Annotated in this window: 22 protein-coding genes; 8 read left to right on the forward strand and 14 right to left on the reverse strand. The window is 50.6% G+C overall.

Features of this window, described 5'->3' with window-relative positions:
• Positions 1 to 92 precede the first annotated feature (92 nt).
• The 3 genes from MET42_RS0109435 (at position 93) to tldD (ending at position 6,342) form a co-directional block, all read left to right on the forward strand.
• Positions 93 to 3,935 (forward strand): YhdP family protein, encoded by a 3,843-nt coding sequence (locus MET42_RS0109435; RefSeq protein WP_019882686.1) that lies wholly within the window; start codon positions 93 to 95, stop codon positions 3,933 to 3,935.
• A gap of 33 nt (positions 3,936 to 3,968) precedes the next feature.
• The gene (locus tag MET42_RS0109440; protein ID WP_019882687.1) at positions 3,969 to 4,823 is read left to right on the forward strand and encodes a carbon-nitrogen hydrolase family protein; all 855 of its coding nucleotides are present in this window, start codon (positions 3,969 to 3,971) and stop codon (positions 4,821 to 4,823) included.
• A 79-nt stretch (positions 4,824 to 4,902) separates the two neighbouring features.
• Positions 4,903 to 6,342, forward strand: coding sequence for a metalloprotease TldD (gene tldD, locus MET42_RS0109445; protein ID WP_019882688.1), 1,440 nt, complete (start codon positions 4,903 to 4,905; stop codon positions 6,340 to 6,342).
• Between the two features lie 53 nt (positions 6,343 to 6,395).
• Here tldD and MET42_RS0109450 read toward each other — a convergent pair whose 3' ends face one another.
• Positions 6,396 to 7,562, reverse strand: coding sequence for a sugar MFS transporter (locus MET42_RS0109450; RefSeq protein WP_019882689.1), 1,167 nt, complete (start codon positions 7,560 to 7,562; stop codon positions 6,396 to 6,398).
• A 264-nt stretch (positions 7,563 to 7,826) separates the two neighbouring features.
• Here MET42_RS0109450 and MET42_RS0109460 point away from each other — a divergent pair, with 264 nt between their 5' ends.
• The gene (locus MET42_RS0109460) at positions 7,827 to 8,093 is read left to right on the forward strand and encodes a DUF2934 domain-containing protein (RefSeq protein WP_019882691.1); all 267 of its coding nucleotides are present in this window, start codon (positions 7,827 to 7,829) and stop codon (positions 8,091 to 8,093) included.
• Between the two features lie 16 nt (positions 8,094 to 8,109).
• On the opposite strand, the gene MET42_RS0109465 is transcribed toward MET42_RS0109460, so the two are convergent.
• The 4 genes from MET42_RS0109465 to earP all read right to left on the reverse strand — a co-directional run bounded on the left by MET42_RS0109465 (position 8,110) and on the right by earP (position 11,529).
• Entirely contained in the window at positions 8,110 to 9,099 is a 990-nt protein-coding gene (locus MET42_RS0109465; RefSeq protein WP_232411445.1) for a hypothetical protein, read from the reverse strand.
• Between the two features lie 55 nt (positions 9,100 to 9,154).
• Positions 9,155 to 9,631 carry a hypothetical protein gene (locus MET42_RS0109470; RefSeq protein ID WP_019882695.1) on the reverse strand — a complete coding sequence of 159 codons (477 nt, stop codon included), beginning with the start codon at positions 9,629 to 9,631 and terminating at the stop codon, positions 9,155 to 9,157.
• A 192-nt stretch (positions 9,632 to 9,823) separates the two neighbouring features.
• Positions 9,824 to 10,384 (reverse strand): elongation factor P, encoded by a 561-nt coding sequence (gene efp, locus MET42_RS0109475; protein WP_019882696.1) that lies wholly within the window; start codon positions 10,382 to 10,384, stop codon positions 9,824 to 9,826.
• A gap of 41 nt (positions 10,385 to 10,425) precedes the next feature.
• Positions 10,426 to 11,529: an elongation factor P maturation arginine rhamnosyltransferase EarP gene (earP, locus tag MET42_RS0109480; RefSeq protein ID WP_019882697.1), complete on the reverse strand. Its 1,104-nt coding sequence runs from the start codon at positions 11,527 to 11,529 to the stop codon at positions 10,426 to 10,428.
• Positions 11,530 to 11,774: 245 nt separating this feature from the next.
• On the opposite strand from earP, the gene MET42_RS0109485 reads away from it, so the two are divergent.
• Entirely contained in the window at positions 11,775 to 12,398 is a 624-nt protein-coding gene (locus tag MET42_RS0109485) for a YceI family protein (RefSeq protein ID WP_019882699.1), read from the forward strand.
• A 77-nt stretch (positions 12,399 to 12,475) separates the two neighbouring features.
• Here the strand turns inward: MET42_RS0109485 and MET42_RS0109490 are convergent, their stop codons facing one another.
• Positions 12,476 to 12,979 (reverse strand): hypothetical protein, encoded by a 504-nt coding sequence (locus MET42_RS0109490; protein ID WP_019882700.1) that lies wholly within the window; start codon positions 12,977 to 12,979, stop codon positions 12,476 to 12,478.
• A 200-nt stretch (positions 12,980 to 13,179) separates the two neighbouring features.
• Between MET42_RS0109490 and MET42_RS0109495 the strand changes: the two genes are divergently transcribed.
• A complete protein-coding gene (locus tag MET42_RS0109495) occupies positions 13,180 to 13,845 on the forward strand; it encodes an OmpA family protein (RefSeq protein ID WP_019882701.1) in 666 nt (221 codons plus the stop codon).
• Positions 13,846 to 13,925: 80 nt separating this feature from the next.
• On the opposite strand, the gene MET42_RS0109500 is transcribed toward MET42_RS0109495, so the two are convergent.
• The 5 genes from MET42_RS0109500 to greB all read right to left on the reverse strand — a co-directional run bounded on the left by MET42_RS0109500 (position 13,926) and on the right by greB (position 16,321).
• Complete coding sequence (locus tag MET42_RS0109500; RefSeq protein ID WP_019882702.1) at positions 13,926 to 14,318, reverse strand: hypothetical protein; 393 nt, start codon at positions 14,316 to 14,318, stop codon at positions 13,926 to 13,928.
• Positions 14,318 to 14,659 (reverse strand): heavy-metal-associated domain-containing protein, encoded by a 342-nt coding sequence (locus tag MET42_RS0109505; protein WP_019882703.1) that lies wholly within the window; start codon positions 14,657 to 14,659, stop codon positions 14,318 to 14,320. The genes MET42_RS0109500 and MET42_RS0109505 overlap by 1 nt, the downstream gene beginning before the upstream one ends.
• A gap of 27 nt (positions 14,660 to 14,686) precedes the next feature.
• Complete coding sequence (locus tag MET42_RS0109510; RefSeq protein ID WP_019882704.1) at positions 14,687 to 15,343, reverse strand: hypothetical protein; 657 nt, start codon at positions 15,341 to 15,343, stop codon at positions 14,687 to 14,689.
• Between the two features lie 55 nt (positions 15,344 to 15,398).
• Positions 15,399 to 15,773, reverse strand: coding sequence for a DUF2946 family protein (locus MET42_RS14860; protein WP_198289766.1), 375 nt, complete (start codon positions 15,771 to 15,773; stop codon positions 15,399 to 15,401).
• Positions 15,774 to 15,838: 65 nt separating this feature from the next.
• Positions 15,839 to 16,321 (reverse strand): transcription elongation factor GreB, encoded by a 483-nt coding sequence (gene greB / locus MET42_RS0109520; RefSeq protein ID WP_019882706.1) that lies wholly within the window; start codon positions 16,319 to 16,321, stop codon positions 15,839 to 15,841.
• A gap of 257 nt (positions 16,322 to 16,578) precedes the next feature.
• On the opposite strand from greB, the gene MET42_RS0109525 reads away from it, so the two are divergent.
• Positions 16,579 to 19,104 carry a methyl-accepting chemotaxis protein gene (locus MET42_RS0109525; protein ID WP_019882707.1) on the forward strand — a complete coding sequence of 842 codons (2,526 nt, stop codon included), beginning with the start codon at positions 16,579 to 16,581 and terminating at the stop codon, positions 19,102 to 19,104.
• 69 nt (positions 19,105 to 19,173) lie between these two features.
• On the opposite strand, the gene MET42_RS0109530 is transcribed toward MET42_RS0109525, so the two are convergent.
• Positions 19,174 to 22,254 carry an LGFP repeat-containing protein gene (locus MET42_RS0109530; RefSeq protein WP_019882708.1) on the reverse strand — a complete coding sequence of 1,027 codons (3,081 nt, stop codon included), beginning with the start codon at positions 22,252 to 22,254 and terminating at the stop codon, positions 19,174 to 19,176.
• 153 nt (positions 22,255 to 22,407) lie between these two features.
• On the opposite strand from MET42_RS0109530, the gene MET42_RS0109535 reads away from it, so the two are divergent.
• Complete coding sequence (locus MET42_RS0109535; RefSeq protein WP_232411447.1) at positions 22,408 to 23,166, forward strand: GntR family transcriptional regulator; 759 nt, start codon at positions 22,408 to 22,410, stop codon at positions 23,164 to 23,166.
• Here MET42_RS0109535 and MET42_RS0109540 read toward each other — a convergent pair.
• Together MET42_RS0109540 and MET42_RS0109545 are read right to left on the reverse strand one after the other, a co-directional pair.
• A complete protein-coding gene (locus MET42_RS0109540) occupies positions 23,150 to 24,109 on the reverse strand; it encodes a PfkB family carbohydrate kinase (protein ID WP_232411449.1) in 960 nt (319 codons plus the stop codon). The genes MET42_RS0109535 and MET42_RS0109540 overlap by 17 nt on opposite strands.
• Positions 24,110 to 24,117: 8 nt before the next feature.
• A complete protein-coding gene (locus MET42_RS0109545) occupies positions 24,118 to 24,495 on the reverse strand; it encodes a hypothetical protein (RefSeq protein ID WP_019882711.1) in 378 nt (125 codons plus the stop codon).
• Positions 24,496 to 24,534 lie beyond the last annotated feature (39 nt).

The raw sequence follows: 24,534 nt of genomic DNA on the forward strand, positions 1-24,534 counted from the left end.
TCAACAGGCAGTTCTGCTGCGGCTGCGCAACTGTTTTCGAGTAAAATGGTCAGTTATCACTAAAACTTCCTCAACCCTTGTTCAACGCCCTTATGCCTCTGCAAAAAATCAAACGCTGGCTGGTTTCACTCATGATTGTTATTTTTGTCATGCTGGCAGGCATTATTGGCGTCATTCAGTTCTATGTGTTTCCACATATTGATGACTACAGAGGCCGCATCGAACAAGCGCTGAGCCAATCGCTCAAACAGCAAGTCACCATCGCCCACATTGGCATTCGCTGGCGCGGCCTGGCACCACAAGTGACACTGGGCAAAGTCACTGTATTTGATACTGAGCAGCGTCCTGCGCTTGAATTATCGGAGGTGACTACCCGTTTGTCGTGGAGCAGCCTGGTCTTGCTTTCACCTTCATTGATCAGCCTCAGGATAGACGCCCCTAATCTGGTGATCAGGCGCACAGCCAATGGTGAGCTGTTTCTCGCAGGCATATCCATGTCTGGGCAAGGCAACCCGGCTTTTGCCAACTGGCTGTTGGCGCAACGGCGCATCAAAATCTCTCATGCCACCATCACCTGGCTAGACGAGCAACGCCAGGCACCGCCACTGTTGCTGGAGGATTTGAATATTGAAATATTAACGCCAGTCTGGCAGCGCCTGCTGCACCGTCATAGCATCCATATCGACAGCCTGGTCTCAACCGGGACAAAGCAGCGCATCACCCTGGAATCAGTCGTGGTCGGTCATGATGTGGCCAAACCTGAAGCATGGCATGGCGAAATTTCGCTACGTTTGCCAGAAACCGATTTAGCTGCCTGGAGCCCCTGGTTAGACCTGCCACTCAAGGTGAATTCCGGCAAAGGCAACCTGACCACCACGCTGGCATTCGACGCGCTGCAATTGCAACGCCTGGCTGCGCAAGTGCAACTGAGCGATGTAGCGGTCAAACCCGCCAATGAGCCACAAACCTTTGTCGCCAAAACCGTGGCTGGCGAGTTGCGCTGGCAACGTGTTGAGCAACGCTTTATGGTCACGCTCAAGCACTTTTCTGCCAACGTCCAGCCTGGTTTGGTGCTAGAGGATAGCAATGGTGAATTGCAATGGGACGACAAAGGCCATGAAGGCACAATCACGGTTAAAAAATTCAGCCTGACCCAAGGCAATTTATTTGCGCAATGGTTACCGCCTGACTCAAAAATAGCAACATACCTGGAAAATATGGCGCCCGCAGGCAATGCCTCTCAAATCAAAGCGCGCTGGCTATATCAACAAGATCAGTGGCGTGATTATGCCGTCGAGGCCAACTTCAATGCGCTGCACACGCAAGCTTATGCCGGCATTCCTGGTCTGGATAACTGGTCTGGGCAATTATCACTACACCCCAATGCAGGCAGCGTGGAACTCGATACCAGCAAGGCTAATATTGAGCTGGCTGGCCTGCTACGCTGGCCATTACCCATAGACCGTTTGCAGGGTGAAGTGGAGTGGAGTCATAACGGCCAGAAAACCTTGATCAGCACCCGCAACCTGCAGTTTAGCAACCCTCACCTGGCCTTGCGCACCAATATGGAATACCAGTTAGGCGCAGCAGGCGGGGACACCATACAACTACAAAGCCAAATCGAGCGTGGCGATGCAAAGTTTGCGCCGTTTTACTACCCATTGATTCTGGGTGAAACGACCTTGCACTGGCTGGATAGCTCAATTCTCGGTGGCCAAATCCGGCGTGGTGAAGTAATCGTCAAAGGCCGGGTCAGTGATTTTCCTTACGTCAACCAAGCGCAGCAATCTGATCCGTCCCTGGGCCTGTTCCGTGTGACTGCTCAAGTAGACCGCGCCAGCCTGGAATATGGCACCGACTGGCCAGTGATCCAAAATATCGACGCCTTTCTCAAGTTTGAGGGCAAGCGCATGGATATCGCCGTTAAAAACGGCAGCACGGTCGGCCAGCACATTACGCAAGCACAGGTCGAAATTCCGCTACTGGATGCCGACTGGCCGATGCTCAACGTCAAAGCGGCAGCCACCGGCACCGTCGAGCAAGGCGTGAAGTTCGTCAACACCAGCCCGGTAAGACAAGTCACTATGGGCTTTACCGACTTTTTGAAAACCACAGGCAATGCAGAACTTAAACTGGCATTGCAAGTGCCCCTCAACGATGTCGACGCCAGCCAGTTTCAAGGCGACTACAACATAAAAAATGGGCATATTGCCGCCAATCCGCAAATTGCCATGCCGGAAATGAGCAATATCAATGGCCATTTAAAATTCAACGAAAAAGGCCTGCAAGCGCAAGGTATACAGCTATCGATGTTTGATAATCCTGCCAGCGTCAGCCTGAGTACCCGATCTGATAAATCTGTGATTATTCAGGGCAGTGGCCGCATCACCGATGCTGCGCTCAAAAAACTGGATAACAACTCGATTACCCGCGCTTTGCACGGCACGACGGACTGGAAAAGCAATCTGTTGATCCAGGCGCCTAATATCCGGCTGGATATCCGCTCACAGTTGATCGGCATGGCGATTGACCTGCCAGAACCCGCAAAGAAAAGCGTAGAAACACCCGCCAGCCTGACGATACGTTTCCGTCAGGAAAGCAACCAACCAGACAAAATCGCTATTCATTACAACGACTGGATTCATGCCAACTTTTTGCGTAATGCGAATAGCCCAGCCGCTGTCAGCGCCGGTGAAATTGCGATCAATACACCGCCTCGTTTACCAACCGGAGATGGCATTAATTTACGCGCAGACTTTCAAAAGCTTAACGTGGATGAGTGGTTAGCCTATCTCAACCAGGGTAGTGGCAACCAGACTGCGGAATCCTCCTCACTGGCATTGAATCAAATAGAACTGACTGCGGGCACCCTGCATGTGTTTGACCGCAACCTGCATCAAATCAAGCTGAATATTGCACCAGACAATGATCGACTCAAACTGGCGATACAAAGCCAGGAACTGGCAGGCGATGCAGACTGGATTTCAGGGAAACCCAGCAAACTGGTGGCTAAACTAAACTATCTGCGTATTCCGCGCAGCATGGACACCGATAACAACACCAATCCGGCAGAAGTGCGGCGCCTGGACATGACTTACCCTGAACTGGACATCACCGCACAAGATTTTCAGTTTGGCGACAAACAATTGGGCAGCTTGGATTTAAAAGCCTATAACAGCGGTGAAAGCTGGGTCATACAGCGCATGAACATCAGCAACAGCGATAGCCAGCTCTCAGCCGACGGCACCTGGCGTAACTCGGTACGCAGCCCGCAAACCATGCTCAAATTCAACCTGACTTCAAGCAATCTGGGCAAAACCCTGCAACGTTTTCAACCAGGTGGCGAAATGGTGAAAGGCGGCACCGGCAATATGAATGGTCAGCTGGGCTGGCCAGGCAGTCCGCATGAGTTCGCGGTGGAAAGACTGGATGGTAACTTCACCATGCAACTGGAAAAAGGCCAGATCTTGAAAGTACAGCCAGGCGTTGGACGCCTGCTGGGCTTATTGAGCTTGCAAAGCTTGCCACGTCGTTTAACACTAGACTTCCGTGACCTCTTTAGCGAAGGCTTCGCGTTTGACAAGATCAATTCTACCGCCAATATCAAGGACGGCATTTTGCGTAGTGATGACTTGTTTATGACCGGCCCGGCCGCCGAAGCAAGAATCAAGGGTGAGACCAATTTAAAAACAGAAACGCAACGCCTGCGGGTGAGAGTCGTGCCTCACATTAGCGATTCGGTTTCCCTGGCGGCGCTGGCGGGTGGGCCGATTGTCGGCGTGGCTGCGTTTGTCGCACAAAAATTACTCAAGGACCCGCTTAACAAAATCAGTGCCAGTGAGTATATGATTACAGGCACCTGGGATAATCCGCAAGAGGCAGAGGTTGATAAAAAGGCCCCTGCACCTGCTCAGCCCTTGAAAACGCTGCACTAATGACCACATTATTATTTCAACGGAAAACTTGCCATGGCAGAGAAGAAAACTAAAAAACTGAAATCAGCCGCCAATGATGACATTGTCAAAGTGGCCGCGGTTCAAATGGCGTCCAGCCCTAATGTGGCTGCCAATCTGGTAGAAGCCAAACGCCTGATTGAAATGGCCGCCAAAGCCGGTGCCAAGCTGGTCGTGCTGCCAGAGTATTTTTGCATCATGGGCCTCAAAGATTTCGACAAAGTTACTATCCGCGAAAAGCCGGATGATGGCCCGATTCAGCAGTTTTTGAGCAAAACAGCCAAGGCCTTTAAACTCTGGATTGTTGCAGGCAGTGTGCCACTCGAAAGCAATTATGCCAACAAGGTGCGTAACAGTTGCCTGGTCTACAACGACAAAGGCGAGCAAGTCGCGCGCTATGACAAAATCCACTTGTTCGGTTTGGACATGGGCACCGAACATTACCATGAAGAAAACACCATAGAGCCAGGCGATACCGTAGTAACGGTGGACACGCCGTTTGGCCGCATCGGCCTCTCTATTTGCTACGATTTGCGCTTCCCGGAGCTGTTCCGTGCCATGGGCGACGTTGACATGATCGTGGTGCCATCCGCTTTTACCGAAACCACAGGCAAAGCGCATTGGGAAACCCTGGTGCGTGCACGTGCGGTAGAAAACCTCAGTTATGTGATTGCTTCAGCCCAGGGCGGCTACCATTTGTCTGGCCGCGAAACACACGGCAACAGCATGATTGTAGACCCGTGGGGCGTGGTGCTGGACCGCCTGCCACGTGGCTCTGGCATTGTGGTGGCCAACGTCAACCGCAACTATATTAAAAACCTGCGCCAGAGCTTGCCTGCGCTCAAACACAAAACCATTAAGGCGATTTAATGAAAACACTGAGCGCCATACTGGCACTCTTTGCTTCAGATTGACTCCAACACTCACGATTAAAACAAGTGACTTAACTATGCAAACGCTACTCACCACTGCCAACGACTTGCTACTCCGCCCGGCCGGATTGGACCACAGCGCTTTAACCAATGTATTGTCCGGCATGATGACACACAACATCGACTACGCCGACTTGTATTTTCAATACAGCCGTAGCGAATCGTGGGGGCTGGAAGAAGGCCAGGTCAAATCCGGCAGCTTCAATATCGACCAGGGCGTGGGCGTACGCGCAGTCAGTGGTGAAAAAACCGCCTTTGCCTATTCTGACGATATCCACCTCGACGCCTTGCAACAGGCGGCACAGGCCACGCGCGCGATTGCCAACCTGGGCCAGGAAAAAACCGGTCACAGCATTATCACCCGCAGCCATACGCCGCTCTACTTACCGCAAGACCCGATTGCCAGCCTGAGCGCAGATGCCAAGGTCAAACTACTGGAGAAACTCGAGCGTTATGCCAAGGCGCAAGATCCACGCATCACGCAAGTGATGGCGTCAATTGCCGCAGAATATGAAGTCGTATTAGTTGCACGCAGTGATGGCGTCATGGCTGGCGATGTCAGGCCCTTGGTGCGTTTATCCTTGCAAGTAATTGCCGAGCACAACGGCCGCCGCGAGCAAGGCTCCAGCGGTGGTGGTGGTCGGTTCGATTACAGTTACTTCACCGATGAAATATTACAAGACTACGCCCAAAAAGCTGCGCATCAGGCGCTGGTCAACCTGGAAGCACGCCCTGCCCCGGCTGGCAGTATGACAGTTGTACTGGGCAATGGCTGGCCAGGCATTTTGTTGCACGAAGCGATTGGCCACGGCCTCGAAGGCGATTTTAACCGTAAAGGCAGCAGCGCCTTCAGCAATATGATCGGCCAGCAAGTTGCCGCCAAAGGCATCACCATCGTCGATGACGGCACGATACAGGACCGCCGTGGCTCACTGACCATGGACGATGAAGGCAACGCGCCACAAAACACCGTGCTCATTGAAGACGGCATCCTGCGCGGCTACATACAAGACACGCTCAATGCCAGACTGATGGGCATGGGTCTCACTGGCAATGCGCGTCGCGAGAGCTATGCGCATATCCCCATGCCACGCATGACCAACACCTATATGCTCAATGGCGACAAAGACCCGCAAGAGATTATCAAGTCGGTGAAAAAAGGCCTCTATGCAGCTAACTTTGGTGGTGGCCAGGTCGATATCACCAGCGGCAAATTCGTGTTTAGTGCCGCCGAAGCCTACATGATCGAAGACGGCAAAATCACCTACCCGGTCAAAGGCGCCACCCTGATTGGTAATGGACCAGATGTCCTGACAAAAGTCAGCATGATCGGTAATGACATGACACTGGATAGCGGCGTTGGCACCTGCGGCAAAGAAGGCCAGAGCGTGCCGGTAGGCGTTGGGCAGCCAACATTGAAGATTGATGGATTGACGGTAGGCGGCACGTCAGCCTAATATCTATCAGAGAGTAAAAAAGCTGCCTAAAGGGCAGCTTTTTTACTTAGTCGTTAACGGGCTTTGAGATGATTCACTCCCAGCCACGCAATATAGCTATAACACAATACCGGCAACACGAACGCATGATGCAAGCCTATGCGATCGGCCAACAACCCAGTCAACAACGGCACCACCGCGCCACCCAAAATGGCAGTGGCCAGCAGGCCTGAGCCCTTTTTCTCCTGACCGGGCTTGAGGCTTTTAATACCCAGCGTAAAAATGGTCGGAAACATAATGGAGTTGCACAAACCGACCAGCACCATGCTGACGACGGCCAGCATGCCGGTCGCGTTCATGGAGTAAATAATCAAAATAATCGCCAGTATTGCATGCACACTGAGCACTTTAGCCGGGGCAAATGCCTTGAGCGTAAAAATACCAATAAAACGCCCCAGCATGGCACCGCCCCAGTACAGCGCAATCAATGATGCGGCTTCTGCCTCTGGCATGCGTGTCAGCTCTTTAATGTAGTTGACCAGAAAACTACCAATCGCGACCTCGGCACCGACATAGCAAAAAATACCCACCATGCCTAACATCAGTCCACGGTCAGCCAGCACCTCACGCCAGAGACTCTCATCCTTTTCTGCGCTGTCCATTCCGGCCAGATTCAGGCGCGACAACACAAGAGCAATCGCCACCAGCACGCCAGCAATGAACAAATAAGGATAAACCACGCCCTCTGCATGGCTGGAATGTGCCAGTGCAGAAAGGATGAAATAAGCACCAAAGAAAGGCGCAATAAAAGTGCCTAACGAATTAAACGCTTGTGCCATGGTCAGGCGTGAAGAAGCGGTTTCTTTAGGGCCGATCACAGACACACATGGGTTAGCCGCCACTTGCAGCAATACGATACCGGAGGCCAGCACAAACAAAGCGCCAAGGAACAAGGGATAAGCATGCAATGCCACTGCCGGATAAAATAGCAGACAGCCTAATGCCGCCAGCGAAAAGCCAATCACCATGCCGGTTTGGTAACCGACCTTTTCAATCAGCTTGCTAAACGGAATTGACGTCAGGCCATAGGCCGCAAAAAAACAAAACTGCACCAGCGCAGCCTGGCTGTAACTCAAGTCGAAAACCGCTTTGAGATACGGCACCAGGATATCGTTTAGACAGGTAATAAAGCCCATCATAAAGAACAATATAATCAGTGAGGTGAGTGCTTTTTTATACATAGCGTCTTTCAAATTAAATCAGCGAGTAACTACAGCATAAATGTCATGGCTTTGGAAGTTGCTTTTGGTGCAATGCCCTTTTTTAAGCTTGATGCGGCCAGTAATTCAACCTCAAACACAAAAATGAACCGGTTGAATTTAATCCAGATCAAATCGAATACCGATTTAGGCTTGACGCTAGGCATAGCTCCCTCTTAATATAGCTTTACAGCGACCACAAGTCGACGCTATTTCATTTAACTCTAGACCACGGAGAATTATTGTATGGCAGCTACCAAAACCACGGCATCATCCGCTAAAAAAACCACCTCCGCAAAAAAAGCGGCGCCCAAGCCAGCTTCAGACAAATCAGCAAAACCGGCAGTGACGCGCAAGAAAACCGTTAAACCTGCGATTATCACCAGTGAAGAACGTTACAAAATGATTGAGGTTGCGGCCTACTATATTGCCGAAAAAAAAGGCTTTGGCCATTCCCATATGGACTATTGGTTAGAGGCTGAGCAAGAGATTAATGCCAAATTGAATGCCTGATTGCCAGACTGGCTATTTATTGAGGCTGGCGTGTACGTGGCAGCAACGGTGCCGAAGTGAACTGGATATCGGCACCGCTATGCTGCGCATATTGTAAAAATCCCAACACTTCGGGATGACTCAAGCGCAAACCATAGGCAATGTAAGGGTATTCGGAGAGTGGCACCTGCTTCTGGAAGAACGGCCAATGAGCACTCGGGTTGTAAAAACGCTCGACCAGGCTGGTAATCGCCAATAGTTCGTATTGACCCAGGGCATTGAGTACCAGCCAGGGCCCGCCTGAGTCACCGAGCGTAGGCATGGCAATCGTATGGTCATATTGGTCCATTTCATTTAGACGATTCACGGCCAGCAAGGCTTTTTCGGCATGCACCAGTTCTTGTGTATACGCAAACTGGGTTTGCGCTTGCAGATGTAGCATCTCATCCATCTCGCGGTATGCTTTGGGTAATACCTGATAAAAGTCAGATAAATCACGCACAGGTTTGCGTTCACCGCAACGCGGATGCCGCGTATCGGCTTCGCCATACCCTCGCCCATAACCGCAAATCATCAACAGGTCAGGCAAGGCATCGTCAAGCCGAATGCGTAAAGGTTGTATCAGGCTGGTCACTTTTGCCTCAAACACCAGCACGGCAACGTCTTGGGTTAAATCCTCTGCAACCACCTCAAACGGCCGGTAAAAAACCTGTTTCAGGCTAATATCTTCTATGCCCAGTAGCTCAGGCTGCGCAATGGAAAGCATAGGCAAACTCATGGCGCCGGTCAAACGTACCTCTTTCAGGCAATGCGCGGCCGTAATGAGTGTCAGTGGTTTGAGGCCCACAATCGCGGCACTACAAATCGAATCGTAATACTCCCACTTCTCTGCCGAGTGCAAAAAATGGGCATGCTGAACACTTAACTTGACGGTGGAAATAGCCATTCCCGGAAATGTCAGCCCATGAATAATGGCCTGGCTGGAATGCCCGATTGTCAGCCCCATACAGACTACTAATAGAGGCATCACTCGCCTGAGCAGCTTTATGCTCACCTGCCGCATTTGCCTGGGCCAGTCCGTTTCAGCGCAGACTTCTGCTCGCGTTATTTTTTAACTCAATGGGCCCAAAACAGCTTGCGAGCGAAGGGTCATCGTTATCACAGGAAATAAAACTGCTGCCATCTGGTTTAAATAACAAGAAACTGGTTTGCTCGCTATTCACTTCCGACGTTTGCCGGGTGCAATCCTGCGCTTTGTTACTGAGCGTTACCCGATGATTCAGCTTGAAAAACCCATGTTCATTCGGCTGTGGCGTCACCTCATAATGCGCTTCCAGTTGTTCATCGCCACTGGTAAACACGGCGCTGCCATCCTCTTTAAACCAATAGCTTTCCAAACAGCCAGTCTCAGGCAGTCGCGATTCCCAATAACCGATCACAGGGTGTTTGAGTGATCGTGGATCTGCTTCAGCGATCACTTGCATGCTGGCCAACAAGGCACAACAAGCAAACAGTGATTTCAGAACAGTGTGTTTTTCATTGACTCGCTGATAACGCATTGCATCCCCCAAGGTTGAAATGATGTAAAGCTGTCAGCGATTGTCATTGAAAAAAATTAACGGCAAATAGTGAATGATTCCCTACGATAGCCACAATACTTCCCTGCCTCAAGCATCCGCCTTTACGCGCGTCATCGGCAGGCAATAAAAAACCCCGGAAAGCCGGGGTTTTGGGCGCCGATACAGGCTGAATTACTTCATGACACGGTTACGGTATTCACCAGTACGGGTATCGATCTCAATTCTGTCGCCCTGGCTCACAAACAGTGGTACCGGGATTTCAAAACCAGTCGCAATCTTGGCTGGCTTCATGACCTTACCTGACGTATCGCCTTTTACAGCTGGCTCGGTGTAAGTGATTTCACGCACGACTGTTGTTGGCAATTCAATAGAAATGGCTTTACCGTCGTAGAAACGCACTTCACATGGCATACCATCTTCCAGGTATGGCAGCGCATCTTCCATAAACTCGGCATCCACGTCGTACTGGTTGTACTCAGCGTCCATAAATACGTAGGTTGGATCCGCAAAGTAGGAGTAAGTCACTTCTTTCTTTTCCAGCACAATTACATCAAACTTGTCTTGTGCGCTGTAAACGTTTTCGCTTGGCGCTTCAGTCAACAAATTTTTCATTTTCATTTTCACCACAGCCGCATTACGGCCGGATTTGTTGTATTCGGTTTTTACAACTACCATCGGGTCGTTGCCAATCATCACTACGTTGCCAACGCGGAGGTCTTGAGCGATTTTCATAAATAAGCCTTAATTTGTATGCGGGATTTGAAAGCGCGGAATTATACCCGATGTGCACGACATTTCTCAATAAAAATCACCAAGTTAGTCGCCAGGTCTGCCTGCTTGGATTGGGTCACTTTAAAGGCATGGGCATGCTGCGCAAACTGCGGCAGCGCGGCTAGCAAAGACGGCCAATGGGCGGCTTGCCAATCCCCTTGCGCCCACGCCAGCATGGCATGATGGATGACTTCGCTGAGTGCCGCATCAGTCTGTGCCAGATAATGTGCCATAAACGCGTTGAGTTTTAACAGATGCGTGTCTTCGCTTTGCTGATAAGGCAGCCAGATCATCGGCTTGCCCGCCCATAAGGCACGAATCCAGCTATCTTCACCGCGCACGAAGTTAAAGTCGCACAAGCAAAGCAAACGGTCGTAATCAGTTTGCGATAAAAACGGAATCACCAAAAACTCGCATTGTTCGCGCTGGATGCGATCACCCACCTGCACGTTGTTGACCCCAAGCACAGCGCCCAACATGGGGGCTACTGTCTGTGGCACCAATACACATACGGGTACAGTTGAAACCTGCAAGCTTTCCACCAGGGCAGCCAATGGCGCATGCGCATAACAAAACAACGATACAGTGAGTTGATCAGGCGCCGGCGCCAAGCCTAAATCATGCCACGCTGCGCTGGCTTGCAATCCAGGCAAACTAGCTTCACGGAGTAGCCCCCCTGTCGCCGGGGTAAAGCCAGGATAAAAGAAATGACGCACCAGGCCATTGGCTTGCGGCGAAGGTTGTGCGTGAAAACTGTCCACCCAGCTTTCTGCTGATAAATAATCAACGTTGACCCAAATCGACCGCTGGCCGAGCATGTGTTGCTGGTAAGTCTCAGGTAAACCGCAGCCAAACGTTTCTATCACCACATCGGCCGCTTGTGAAAAATCAGCACTTTCAGACCAATGCTGCAACTGGATGCGCGCATGCCCTGCCCCGGCAAACTGCTGCGCCAGCGCCAGATCGTCCACCCACAAACGCATACTGATCTCGTATTCGTCGGCCAGTTGACGCGCCAGCCGCCAGCACACGCCTATATCGCCAAAGTTATCGACGACCTTGCAAAAAATATCCCACGTGAATGTTGTTTGTGCTGGATGAGTCATCTGGCAAAAGCATTGATACCGCTAAAAAGTCATTGATTGTATCTTAATTCATGTAGCGGATAACCATCCGGCGTCATGCCCGGTGCCAAAGTACAAGCCTTTATTTAAGCGACTGGCAGACCTATCCCCTGCTTAATTTCAATACACCTGTTGCAATTGATAATGATTATCATTACTATAAATAAAGCGAGTGATCGCAATCCATGACGATATTAACCAGATCAAAAATAAGGCAGGAAATTGATATGAATATGTGGCAAGCACGTGCATTAACCGCAATTATCGGCAGTTTATTAAGCAGCGCAGTATGGGCGAATAGCTGTACTTACACCCCGGATGAAAAAAGCTTTAAATTTTCATTCACCGCATTTGGTGCGCCAGACAAATCCTATGTCGTGACCAAGAATACCTTTAAAAAATATCAACTGGCCTCTGCCACCGGCAAGCTCGAAGGCGCGACCATTGAGATCGACAGCACCTCGCTGGATACCTCAAATGATTTAAATAATGGCAAAGGTGGCACCTGGGATCCGGCACTGGCAAGCATCCGCAATATGAATGTCGTGACTGGCCTGTTCAAAAACTTTGCCAACCCGGGCAAGATTACCGCCAAAATTGAGAAAATCCAGGGCAATGACTTACAGTTGGCTGTCACCATGAATGACGTGACCAAAGTGGTGCCGATGAAAATCACTGAGAAAAATGGTCATTTACTCGCCAAAGGTACGCTGGATATTATCAAGGACTTCAATGGCGGCAGTGCTTTTGAGAAGTTCGGGCGCATTTGTACCCAGGCCTTCCATCAAGGCAAGACCTGGACCGATGTCGATATTGAGTTTGAAGTAGATGCGAAGAAAAGCTGCAAGTAAAAAAGCAGAAAGCAAGCACTAAAAGACAAAGCCCCTATCGGCGATGATCAGGGGCTTTGTTGACGCGATCATAAACACTATTCAGTCAGTACAGTCGCCATTTCAGCTGTTTTTAACCAGGTCAGTTGCAACACCTTGGCGTCAGTAGAAGCTCTATGCTGCTGCAATGCAAAGGCGTCACGTATGGATTGCTTGGTTTCATGCCAGACAGCCTGTTGCTCAGGAGTCAAGGTGACACTTAAATCTTCCAGCTTAAAGCGCGGGCTGAAGCCAGCGGCCTCATACAGGCTATGTAACCAGACAAAATCCTGGTACCAGCCATCGGTATACACGGTTTGACCAGCAAACACACGGTTCAGGTGCGTTGCAATTTCCTTTGCAGTTTGACCATGTGCCTCTAATGACTGCCGGGACTGTTGGTGCAGCTTTTCAGCCTCTTTATCCCAATGCAGCCAGTCAGCATCTGGTTGCACCTGTGCACTCCATACGTCGCCATTTGCATCGACGTAGCCAATCTCGACCGGGTAACTACCCACGCCGAAACCTGAAGCTTCAATATCTAATATGACTGGTGGAACCATCAATACTGACCTGTGTGTATCTCTCTATCAATGAATCTGCGACTGCATGCAACTTACGTTTATCTGGCTATTCAACGGCACAAAAACGCTTGGCTTTAATCAGCATTGAGATTATACGCAATTAGTCTAAACTGAGGACTGAACTTACTGTGACCTTACTGGACAAACTAAAGTCACAAATACTTGTTAGGGAGAAAAAAATGCATAAAATTATTACAGTCTCAGTGTTAACAGCAGCGATTGGCTTGTCTGGTTGTGCAAATATGAGCGAAACCCAGAAAGGCACTGCTAAAGGCGCAGGTATTGGCGCTGCTGCGGGCGGTGTCATTGGCGCCGTTGCCGGTGGTGGCAAAGGGGCAGTCATTGGTGCCGCTGTAGGCGCTGGTGCTGGTGCGATTGCGGGTAACATCTGGTCCAAAAAGATGGAGGCACAGAAACAGGAAATGGAACAGGCCACAGCCGGCACAGGGGTGGCCGTGACCAAAACGGAAAATAACCAGCTGAAACTGGAGATTCCAAGTGATATTTCATTTGATAAAGGCAAATCCAATATCAAACCGAATTTCCGCCCCATCCTGGATAAATTTGCGACCGGTTTACAAAACAACGCTGCCGCACGCGTCACCATCGTCGGTCATACTGACAGCAGTGGCTCAGATGCCATCAATGATCCATTATCGGTGAATCGTGCTGCCAGTGCCCGTAGTTACCTGGCCGAGCGCGGTATTGCCTTTAACCGCATCACCATTGATGGCCGCGGCTCACATGAACCATTAGCGGCAAACGACACCGAAGCGAACCGCGCGAAAAACCGCCGTGTAGAGATCTTCGTCGCTGAACCTGAATCTCAGGCAGCGCCAAAATAAGCTTTAGGTGACAAGAAAAAAGCCGACTATGCAGTCGGCTTTTTTCATGCGCAATGCGCAATGCGCATTTAACAGATAATTTAATCAATCAATAAAGGTGCAACAAATGCAAAAAAAGCACCAATCATAAAAATCGTCACCGAAAACCCGTAAATCCACACGCTTTGGCGTCGTGTTTGCGTACATAACGCTGCCAGTTGTGGATCAGTGGGGCACGGCAACAAACGCGCCCGCCATTGCATCCACCCAGCGATCAGCAGCATCGCACCAGCCAGCCCAAAGACCAGTGGCTTATGCTCACTGATCCAGATCAGTTGCGGAAAATAACTGATGAGGCTTGTGAGCGTTGCCACAGAACCGATGGCCACCAGCGTTGCAGGTAATGCACAGCAAATCAGCGTAGACCCGCTGGTAAACAGCGACAGCAGGTTGAGCCGTTTGCTGGCTTGCAGAGGATTGATTTCTGCCGCCATCACTTGCCACCCGCTTTCTCCGCCTCGGCCACTTCGGCCTGAATCGCATCCACGGTCTGGTTGACACGCTCCAGCTTGCCCACTGAGTATCCGGCATCCTGGATCACCTTGCTAAATGCTTCATTGGAGACATCCTGGCCATCTTTTAATTGCAACGCAACGACACGGCTTTTCAGGTCAACAAAGGCGGCTTGTTTTTGTGGCAAGGCATTGAGTTTTTTCTCAATGCCTTTGGCACAAAACGCGCACACCATGCCGTTGACTTCTGCCTTGATCGTCGTCACAGCAAACGCAGCTGGGGTTAAAGCAGATAACATCAAAGTCACTAATAATTTTTTCATTTCAATATCCTTTAAAAATAGCATCGGTTAAAACACAAACATGGCATTCAGGCGCGGCGCAAAGCCCTCGCCCTGCCATGGATTGGTCACACCAAATTCAAGAAAATAGTTTTTGTTAATCAGTCGCAACGCTGGAGTAATTTGCAGGCCAGGATCATTGTTACGCATGGTTTTAGCCTCAATCACAAACCACGGTTGCGTCTGGTGAAAGCCGGTTTCATAAAATGAAAACCCGGCCTGCACGGCAGCGGTGTCGTAGTTCATATTGGGCGCACGAATCATGCGGGCCTTGGCCAAAAAATACAGCCGGGTAGATTCGACATCAAACTGCAAGCTGGGCGTGTAGGCAAAGCCGTCATACTGACCACGGGCTTCACCGACGCTGCCGTTAAACCAGACGTTGGCCTGCGCCGCAGGCATGTTCCAGCGTTTAATGAGGCCGGTGTAATTGATGCCGGAAATGGTGGTCGCCTGCTCACCTTTGCCCGACATGCGCATCTGCTCAACGCCGATGGCATGCCCGAGTGCAGGCGAGTAGTTCAACATCCATTCCTGGTTATAGCGACCGATTTCGGTCATAAGCATGGCGCTGTCTTCAAAGCCCATCAGTGCCGCTGCGTGCAGTGGCAAAGCAATCTGGCCTAGAAGGATGGCGCCGAGTGCAACAGTGCGTTGCTTAAGCATAAAGCCTCCCTTATTCAATCAAACAAACAAAACGTGGACGAACTTGTCCTGTGTGTTAACTGAATATGGGTGGTTTGATGGCAGGGGGATAAGTTTGTGAATGCACGGGATCTGCCTCAAACAACGGGGCAGCAGCCGTCTGTGCAATGATGGCAACGCGAGGGAAAGTCTCTAAATGGGCAACGCCGGTACTGACCATGCAAAAGCCACATACCGTACAATGATGCTTGGCTGGAGCATGGTCATCATTAGCATGTTGCATCTGTTGATGATCGCCTGCCATATGATGGCACGGCATCTCGGCCTGTGGCGCCTGGGCAACAGACGTCAAGGCGTGCTCGGCCAACGCCATTTGCAATGACATGACGTTAGCGGCCATGACAAAGCATGGCAACCAGCAAATCAGCAACAGGCAAAGACGTTTACGCATATAAGGCTAAGATAAAGCTAAAAATGAATTAGTTCAAGTCGCGGCGGATATTTTTTAAAAACACGTTACCCATAGCGGATATCAATAATTTCATATTCAATTTCTGCGCCCGGCGTCACTACGCGTATGGTGTCACCCAAATTCTTGGCCAACAGCGCTTTCGCCATCGGTGACACCCATGAAATATAGCCCTGCGTCGGGTCCAGTTCATCCTGGCCAACGATACGAATCGTCATTTCGCTGTCATCGCCCAGGTTAAACAGCGTCACCCAGGCACCAAAATACACTTTCTCGGTATTGGTCTGCGTATTGCTGTAGACAATCTCCGCGGCATCCATGCGCTTGGTCAAAAAACGAATACGTCCATCAATCTGGCGCAAGCGCTTTTTGCCATAAATATAATCACCGTTTTCGCTGCGGTCACCATTACCAGCGGCCCAGCTCACCACACGCACCACTTCCGGTCTATCCACCTTGATCAGGTATTGAAACTCTTTTTCCAGCGCGGCGTAGCCTTCCGGCGTAATGTAATTTTTTTGTTCAGCCATGTCATTCCAAGTCCATTGCGTACGTAGTTATCGCCACGTCCGATCTATTCAGCGCCTATCATACAACGTATTCCTGCGGCAGCCATCACTGCCTTTTGCTTGACCAGCAACGTCGCTTTATGAATCTTTTGTGAAGCTTTCTTGAAAAGGCTTCATTTGCCAATTTATTTTACGTAAATGAGTTGTGCGTCACAAAGCGTGATGTGCATGGCAACGCAATGTTGCTGATTTATCCAAGAGTTATCGTAAGGAATTGCATGAAAAAATCCATCGCCCGTTTGAATGTAGGCACCCGGCTGTTTCTGGGTTACGCGCTACTGATCCTGTTTACCACCTTTATTTTTGTCATCGCCTGGCGCGGCTTCAACCACATTCATCACACCTGGCAGCATTTTGAAAACATACAGCTGGTGAAAAGGACACAGATTGAAAACGCCAGCAAAGGCCTGGGCGATGCGGTGCATCATTTTAAAAATTATGTGCTACGTGGCGGACGTGAAGCCAGCAAATTTCAGCACAGTATGGATGATATAGATCAGGCCATGAAGGCTTATGCAGCGACAGGCGAACTCAATCAGCAAGAGAAAGAGATTCTAGGCAATATTACCCTGGCCATTACCACCTACCGCGACGCGATAGCACGCTGCGAAGCGTTGAAGAATGACGGCATGAGCGTGACTGACATTGACAGCACGGTGAAAGGTGCAGACAAGCCCTTGAGCCACTCATTGCGCTTGCTGATGGATATGAATATTGCGGGCGTCACCGATGCTTCGAGCCAGTTTGCCTCCACCATTGCCAAAGCCAATAAACAAATTGAAATTGCCTTGTTGATTGCGGTGGTGATGGCGATGGCCATCGCCTGGAAAATGACACGCTCGATTACCACGCCGCTCAAGCAGGCATTGACCTTGTCACAGCATATCGCCAACGGTGAGTTCATTAGTCAAGACGCACCGACGGGCAATGACGAAACCGGGAAATTGCTGCGTGAAATGCATCGTATGCAATCGACCATTCAAAGCATTGTGCAATCACTCAACGAGATGTCCAGCCAGCACCGCGCTGGCATGATTGATTATCGCATTGATAGCACATCGTTTAACGGTGCGTATCAGCAACTCACCACAGGCATTAACCAGATGGTAGAAGAACATATTCTGGCGCAGACAAAATCCCTGCAAGTGGTAACGGCCTTTGGCCAGGGCGACTTCAATCAGCCACTGGAAACATTCCCCGGCCAGCGCAGCTATATCAATCAAAGCATTGAGCAGGTGCGCCAAAACTTCAACCTGCTGATGAATGACGTACATACCCTGTCGCAGGCCGCCAAACAGGGACAACTGAATATTCGCGTCGATGTGTCACGCCACCAAGGGGAATTTCAACAGATTGTGGCAGGTTTTAACCAGACCCTGGATGCCGTCGTCGTGCCCCTGCAAACCACTGCCCGCTACCTGGACCAGATGGCCACAGGTCATATTCCAACGCAGATTAAAGAGCACTTTGTCGGTGACTTTAACCTGATGCAAACCAGCCTTAAGCATTGCACAGGCGCCATCCATCAACTGATTGCGGATGTACACCACCTGGCCTCTGCAGCACAACAAGGCCAATTAAATACCCGCGTCGACGTTGAAGCGCATGCGGGTGACTTCCGCAAAATTATCCAGGGCATTAACCAGACGCTGGATGCGGTAGTTTCACCACTGCATGTGGCCGCAGATTGCGTCAAACGCATTGCCGCCGGTGATATTCCTGCACCTATCCACAATCAATACCACGGTGACTTCAAGGTGCTGATTAACAACCTGAACACCTGCATTTTGGCGGTGAACCGCCTGGTAGAAGACACGCGCCAGATTGCAGGCGAAGCACAGCAGGGGCAGTTGTATAGCCTGGTAGATGTCACGACTCACGCGGGTGACTTCAGGGAAGTACTGCAAGGCTCACAAGAAATTCTGCAACGTATGGTGGCGCCGATACAAACCGTCAAGCAAGCGGCTGAAACCATCCATGTCGCGGCTGCCGAAATTGAAAAAGGCAACAATGACTTGTCGCGCCGCACCGAAACGCAAGCCAATGCCTTGCAGGAAACCTCAGCTAACCTGGAAACCTTGACTACCAATATCAAGCAAACCGCAGAACATGCCCAACAAGCCAGCCTGCAAGCGAACCAGGCAAACCAGATGGCTTTGCAAGGGGGTGAAGCCTTCAATGCCTTGACCACCACCATGCAAGGGATTAATGAAACCTCGGCACAAATTGCGCAAATTACCAGCGTGATTGACAGCATCGCCTTCCAGACCAATATCCTGGCACTGAATGCTGCCGTAGAAGCCGCACGCGCTGGCGAAGAAGGCCGCGGTTTTGCGGTAGTTGCCGGCGAAGTACGTAACCTGGCCAAACGCTCGGCCGCCTCAGCCAAAGAGATCAAGGAACTGATTGCAGCCTCCGTCTCGCAAACCAACGCCAGCGCCAAGCAAGTGGGCCAGGCAGGCCATACCATGCATGAAATTGTCAACGCCGTGCAGCAAGTTTCCCACAGCATACAGGCGATTTCTGCCGCCTCCAGCCAGCAAAGCAGCGGCCTGGAACAAATCTATGAGTCGATGACATCCATCGATGAAACCACGCAGCAAAATGCCGCGCTGGTAGAAGAAGCGGCCGCCGCCGCAGAAAGCATGCTGGAACAGGTACACACACTGGTTGAATCCGTGAATCAATTCAAAATCAATGCCGACGAGGCGAATGAATTCGACCACTTACGCCTGATTGCTTAACCTTCAGGCTAAACAACCATGCGCCTTCACTGGCGCATGGTTGTTTGACAGCAGATGTCACGCCATGTCTTACAAGCGTCTGGTTTCGATTAACTTGCCATCCAATGGATTAATCAACTGCAACTCTAATCCAGTATCCACCGCGCCTTGCTCCAGTGCGGTCCAATCCAGCGGGCTGAAGTTCAAGGCCACATCCGCCGGGAACTCCACGCGTTTACTCATGGCAGCAGCGGATTGATGATTGACAAACACTTTCAAGTCAAACGCCACTGGCTGGCCAGCACTTTGCAAACGTACACTGCGGCAGGCATTATCATGTTGCAATTGTATGGTTTGCTGTGCTTGTAGTTGCAGCCCACTGAGCTCATAGCGACGCTGGTTATCGTAACTGGTGAGCGTGAGCGTCAGTTGCTTGTTGGCGGTTTGATCGCCTGCCTGAAACACAAATGATTGTTGCCGGCTACCAGCCAGAGACAAGGTGACCATATCACTGCTATTTTGTATTGAATTGGCCGTCAACATCAGCTTTGCTCCACCTGAGACAAACCCTAACTGATAATCGCCCTGCGCTTGATTGCGTACCTTCAGTGTCAGTGCCCGTTTATTGCGCAATACCTCGCCCAACATCGCCGAACTCTGTACATGCTCGCTGACATCACGAGCGACTGTGTGTGTCGTATCGCTGGCAGCGGAGTGAGTGAGTGGCTGTGTATGAATGCCGGTTTTAAACTTGGTCGACAGTTTGCCTATACGCTGCGCAGTTGGGTTTTGTTCTGGCGCCTGCCGGGGAAATGTTCTCACCAAATCGGGGTTCACATGCAAGACCACATCGGGATACATCTTGCCGCGCACTAAAGGTTGGCTCAAATAATAGAGATTAAACTGCTGACGTTTAAACAATTGACTCAGATTGCGACTGGTTTTGATTTTGCCTACTTGTCTGGCGACATCAGAAAATGTTCTCTGCGCGTGGTGCTCAACCGGGAACAAGTTTTTAATACGCGTCACCCGATCCGTATTCAAGCTGCCATCGGCATTGATCAAGGTCTCACCTTGCTCATTGCTGACCTGCTCCAGCTCACTCGAATCGCTAGCAAAAATCAAATACATGCCGCCGGTAATAAAGGTCAAAAATGCTTCCCAAAACGGTGTTCTCGGCTGCGTCGATAACTCACTAAACGGCATGGCAAACATGCGCCCGCCATTAAACAAGCCCTGCCCGCCTTTCCACGTTTTCTCTTTGCCATGCTGATAGACAAAAGTATTAGTTTTGGGGTTGATGGTAATCACCTTATCCCCGCCTTCATTACTGTTACTTTTTGGGAAAGGCGAATTGGGGTTGGCGACATAAATACGCCACTCTTCATCACTGCGTTTTTCCCAGCGATAAGGCAGCACGACATGGCCGCCCACCGGCGAGATATCTTCGGATAAACACAACAGACTATAGTTTTTCTGCTCAAACGCCGCTTGCGAAAACTCAAAGTTTTGTACCGGATCCCACATGCGGCCACTTTTGATCGCATCAATCATGTAGCCCACCTGGCTACCGCCCAGTTGATAACCGAACTTGATGGAAATATCCCTGGTACGCTGGGCATCAAAACCATATTGTGAAATAAATGGCCGTGAACTGGACACCCCTTTTAACGCATAAATAGCCTCCAGGCACATGCCAAAACAAGTGCCGGTTTTGGCTGCGCTTTTGTATACCGTTTCATAAAATGCCCTGTTAAACGGATGGAAAAGCCAGGTATCATCAGCCTCAAGATCACTAAAGGTAGCAGCACAGGTGTCAAAACTTAGCTCGGCAATCTTAGGATTTTTAAAACTCCAGAACAGGTTTTCCCTGAAATGGCTGCTATCGGTCGGGTCCACCACACGCTGGTCTGTAAACACGGTAAAACTGGCGCGGAACTTGCCATCCGGGCCACGCGCAAACGTCCCGAGATCATTGCCTTGCAGGTCTGGCAAAGAGCTATCCCATAGGGTTTCAATGCCGAATGACTTACTGAATTGTGCAATCAGGTCATCGTTGAAGTTCAAGCCAGCGTCTACATCAAACGCCTGCATATTCACCGTCAAAATGGCATTGCCATCATTAATCGGGCAATCACAAACAAACCCTTCATCAGGGTTGCTAAAGGTTTTGGTGCCTTGATTAGAATATTCGCCAAACTGCTTTTCAAAGCGTTTTTGCTGGCCTTGCACATGATCAATCAGCACTTGCGTACGTACCAGTAAGTCATCATCGTCTTCATCCGTTTCCAGCCGGGTGACCACCAATTTGAGCCGGTTAATCAAACTGACTTGTCTATTCGCCGCCTGCCACACCAAAATGCCGTGTTGAAAATTATTGAAACGGCATACATCGTTAGGCGAATTGGTTTCATCTGAGAGAGGGAAGCCCAGCTCGCCCGCCGGGCCATGATGGTGGGTTTGGTAAGCTGTCAGCAAATCCCCATGCACCTCATGCGCCCCAGTTGCAGCACTCCAGTAAATGGTGCCGGATTGAAAATGACTCACTGCACCAATTTGCTGGCTGCCATTGAATACCGGCTGCTCATCACTGATTGGGTAACCCAGAAATGCATTTTCTGCGCCCATACTGCGGTACTTCTGCAAAATGGCACCGTGTACTTCAAATGCGCCTGTTGCTGGATGCCAGTAAATATCGGCCTGATCGCATTGCACGGCATAACCACCGCCAGCGGAAAGTCTCTGATCATTCAACGGCAAACCCAGCGCCCCCTGCAGGTCACCATGCGCACGATATGCCTGATAACACTCGCCATAGATGACCACACTGCTACCACTTGCCCTGACGACGATCATGCCGCGCTCAAAGTAGCAGGCCTCACCGCGCTCGCCAGTTGGCAGCGTATCTGAAATAGGAAACCCCATGTAATCACGAATTGCCTGCTGCGTCCCGGTCACCATATCATTGGCCAGCATGCTGGATTTCCACTTGTTTTCTACCGCCTCAGACAACACATGCGCGCCATAATCAGCATGATAGAAAATCATGCCATGATCAAAATCCTGAAAAAAACCTAAGCCGTTAGGCGTGGCTTGCTCCTCGTTTACTGCACGGCCTAACGGTCCCTGCTCGCCTCCCAGCGATTGATACTTTTGTTGAATCTCAGTCATGGCACTCTCTCTTTATGGTATTTTTTTGGTATCTATATGGTTCCATAACGGATTTATAAATGCAATAAATATTTACAATATAAATAATTAAGTTAACAATTTACCGTTGGAAATGCATGCGCATCCATTGATTTGTCGTTTTATAATGCAGAGATGATGCATGATTACGATGAATTGATTACCAGGCTCAAGGTCAGTGAAAAGACCTCTGAACCTTACTATCAACAGCTCAAACGCAATATCCTGACGCTGATTGAAACCGGGGCCATTGAAAATGGCAGCGGCTTGCCTTCAGAGCGTATGCTGGCGGAAGCACTGAACCTCAGTAGAACAACGGTGCGCCGCTGCTATGAAGAGTTACGTGCCAGTGGACAAATCGATAGCGATGGCCGTGCAGGCACACTGGTCAAAGCAGCGCCAAAAATCTGTCCGTCCTTGGGTAAATTAAAAGGCTTTACCGAAGAAATGCGTGAAGTAGGCATTACCGCTTCGACACGCATTGTTTCGCATGAAGTAGTCATTGACCGTACCATCGCCTCTATTTTCCAGCGTCCCTCTACCTCGACATTCTTGCGCCTGATCAGAATCCGCCTGGGCAATGAAGTGCCGATGACGCGCGAAGTGGCCTGGTATGATTTAACACTGGCGCCTGGCATGGCAGACTGGGATACCTCGGGATCGGCATACAACCACCTCGAGCAGCAATGTGGCATTAAGCTGAGCTGGGCAGAGCAATCAATAGAAGCCGTGATGAGTAGCGATGAAGAGTCCAGGGTGTTTGATTTCAGGCAAAGCAGCCCGTGCTTGCTGCTCAAACGCAAGTCTTACTCGCAACAGCAGCAACTGGTGGAGTACGTGGAGGGCACCTTCCGTGGTGATGCCTATACTTACCGGATCAAACTGGAAGTGTAGCCTGGCGCTGACGCATGAATGTGCTGACCTGCGCGGCGTCTGGCAAGGCGCCCAGCACGCCCGGCTGTTGGGCAACGATAGCGCCGCAAGCGTTGGCAAACTGTAATGCTTGTGGCAACGCATCTCCACGCGCCAAGGCCACGCAAAGCGCAGCAGCAAAAGCATCCCCGGCCCCCAGCGTGTCGACTGCCACGACGGCAAACGCGGGTGAAATAATCCACTCCCCGGCCTGCGTCATGGCCACGCTACCCCATGCCCCCAGCGTCACCACCAGCAACTCGCCTGACCACGTTTGGTAAAACCGGCTGATCGCTTGTTGTAATGCATTGATTGTGATCTCAGGCGACTGCGCTACAAGCTCGGCAGGCCACGCCAGCAACTGTGCTGCCTCAGATTGATTTAATATAAGCATGCTGGTCTGCGCAAGTAGAGCAGGCGGAATTACCTGCCAGGGAGAAGGATTCAATACAGTCTGCCGCCCGGCTTGCCTGGCGAATGCAAAAGCGCTCTCAATCGCCGCCAATGAAGTCTCAAACTGTGCATAGACCAGTGTTGCCGCTTGTATAGAGGCCGCCGCATTGGCAACATGCGCTGCCGTTAACAAACGGTTAGGGCCAAGATAGACACTGACCATATTGGCGCCGTCGGCGCCGATCAAGCCTGCGCCATGGCCTGATTGTGGCGACAGCCGATAAGCGTAAATAGGCGCAATAGCGTGTTGTTGCAACACCTGTAAAGCAGCCTCTGCTGCGGCATCCTCACCAAGTGCGATGATGACCGATACTGGGGCTCCCAGACGGCGGGCGGCCACGGCCAGATTGAAGCCTTTACCACCAGTCTCGCTAGCCATAGCAGTCGCTGCCACTGACTCGCCTGCCCGTGGCAAACGCTCAACCGACCAGCAGCAGGCCTGAATAAAGCTGGCAACAACAAAAAGTGACACGCTACGCGTCAATCTTCTTTAATGACATCCACATCATAAACATAATGACTGGTCTCGCCAAAGCAGCTTGAAGGCACGCCTTTATGCTCTTTGTACATGACGCGTACCCGCTCTCCGGCCAGTTGATTCACTTTGCTAATCACGGCAGGATCGCGCACAGTAAAGTAAAACTTCTCAGCCTGTGTGCCCGGCACAGTCACCAGTACCAACTCGCCTTCCCAGGTTTTACACACCCAGCCTTTATGAGCCAGTTTTTGCACATAGCCGATGCGCTCACCATCAGAGTAGACCCAGCTCAGGCTGCCCCAGGTATAGAGACCAAGCAATATGACCGGCAGCAGGATTATCCAGAAAACCCATTTTAAAAGTTTGGCAAAAGCCGACATGTCACTACTCCGCAAGTTTTTATCGTTTGTTCATCGCAT

Origin of the sequence: Methylophilus sp. 42 (assembly GCF_000384155.1) — a bacterium.
In the GTDB taxonomy this organism is placed as follows: domain Bacteria; phylum Pseudomonadota; class Gammaproteobacteria; order Burkholderiales; family Methylophilaceae; genus Methylophilus.